At 68.1% G+C, this 1,860-nt stretch carries 1 protein-coding gene; it reads right to left on the reverse strand.

What is annotated here, in order from left to right:
* Positions 1-81: 81 nt before the first annotated feature.
* Positions 82-1,776, reverse strand: coding sequence for a transposase (locus tag BST13_RS38005; RefSeq protein ID WP_083171367.1), 1,695 nt, complete (start codon positions 1,774-1,776; stop codon positions 82-84).
* Positions 1,777-1,860: the final 84 nt, after the last annotated feature.

The raw sequence follows: 1,860 nt of genomic DNA on the forward strand, positions 1-1,860 counted from the left end.
CGGGCTGTTGCGAAATTGGTAGGTGGTTGGCGCGGCGAGTTTTGGTGGTGGTGGTGGTGGGTAGCCGGGCGTGGGGTCGGGTTAGCTTGCGGCGGGGGCCAGGGCTGCGGTTCCGATCGCTTTGAAGAGGTTGTGAACCAGGGCGTGAAAGCTGAATTCTGCTGCGGCTCTGTTGATTCCACGGCTGGTGAAGCGCCGGAATCCCAGGTTGTGTTTGGCGTGTGCGAACGGGGTCTCGGCGATATGACTGCGCTGCTTGTAGAGGGCGTGGCCTTCGGGGGTGCGCAGTCGATGCGCCATCGCCTCGATCGGAGTGGCCTCCGGCGGTGGTGGCCCGGTGGTGGGTTCCTCGCGGGCGGCCACGGCCAGGTCACGACTCTTTCCCACCGCGATCAACCGGTCAGGTCCGGGCTCGGTGAGGTTGTCGATGCTCAGGTAGCCGGCATCGGCCAGCACGACCCCGATCCCAGCCGGTGCCTCGCTGTCGTCGCGGCGGTGGGCGTCGATGAGCGTGGCCGCGGCGGTGGCCTTGTCCAGGATGGTCGCGAACGCGGGGGCATCGCTGGGGTTGTTGCCCACGCTGGTGGCGATGATCAACCCGTCGCTGCTGGTGGCGGCCTGACAGTTGTAGCCCTGCAACCAGCCGCCACCGCGCAGCGGCATCATCCGTGATTGGGGGTCGGTGATGTTGCGCCGGGGCTCACCACCGCGCCGCGCCGCAGCGCGCGCGGCGGCCGCGGTCTGGGCCTGCTCACGGGCCCCGGCCTCGGCGATCGCCCGATCTAATGCCGCCTTGATCCGGTTGACCTTGGCGTTGCGCTCCAGCGGCAACGGTGCTCGCCCCACACACCCGCCGGCGAGGTAGCGGTCGATCTTGGCTTGCTGACGGGCCTGGGCGGCCGCCAGGTTCTCGGTGAGCACCTCGATGCGAATCTCGGTGGGCGGCTTGCCCACCGGAGCACTCCCGCGGTCGGCACGCTGACGCCGATAGGCGTCGAGCTTGGCCTGCTTACGCTGCTGTTGACGCTGCTCTCGGTCTTGCTGACGCTCGGCGATCCCGTCGCGTTCGGCGCTACGTGCGGCGGAGTCGGCGGTGAGTTCTTCGAGCGCTTGGGCGATACGCGCCGCCCGCGACCGGGGATCGACCAACTCCTCGGGCAGCTCATCACCGTGTCGGCTCGGCCCGTACATCGCGTCTTCGGCGGCGTCGGTGGCCGCATGTTCGGCCGCGGCTGCCGCGGCCAGCGCCCGCGCCCGCACATCGATCTGGGCCTGCTCAGCGGCAGCTTTGGCCAGCCCGTCTGCGGTGCGGTTGGCCGCCAGCGACGCGTTCGAGGCGATCTTGACCGAATCGACCGCGACCACCCCCAACTGCCCCATCCCCATCCGGGCACACAGCGCCAGCACCTGGGTAAACAGGTCCTGCACCACCTGCGCGGTATCGGCGCGAAACCGCGAGATCGTGACATGGTCCGGGGCGTCACCCGCACAGATGATCCGATACGCCACATCGCGCTGGCACAACCGCTCGATCACCCGCGAGGAGCGCACCCCCGAAGCCCACGCCCACACCAACAAGGTCAACAACATGTCCGGGTCATAGCCGGCGCGACCGGCCCCGCCGGTGCGCCGCTGAGCATGCAACCGCGTGGTATCCAGCCCGGCCACCACACCGATCACCAGCCACACCGGATCCGAAGCCGGCAACCAATCCCGCATACTCTCCGGCATCAAAAACTGCTGATCACGATCCACCGGGCGATATCCCTTGGCCACCAACACATCTTCGCGGCCACCACCCCCAACCCCGGTAAGACATACCGAAGACCCGGATCAACCACCTAATTTCGCAACACCCCG

The sequence above is a fragment of the Mycobacterium aquaticum genome, from assembly GCF_002086485.1.
In the GTDB taxonomy this organism is placed as follows: domain Bacteria; phylum Actinomycetota; class Actinomycetes; order Mycobacteriales; family Mycobacteriaceae; genus Mycobacterium; species Mycobacterium aquaticum.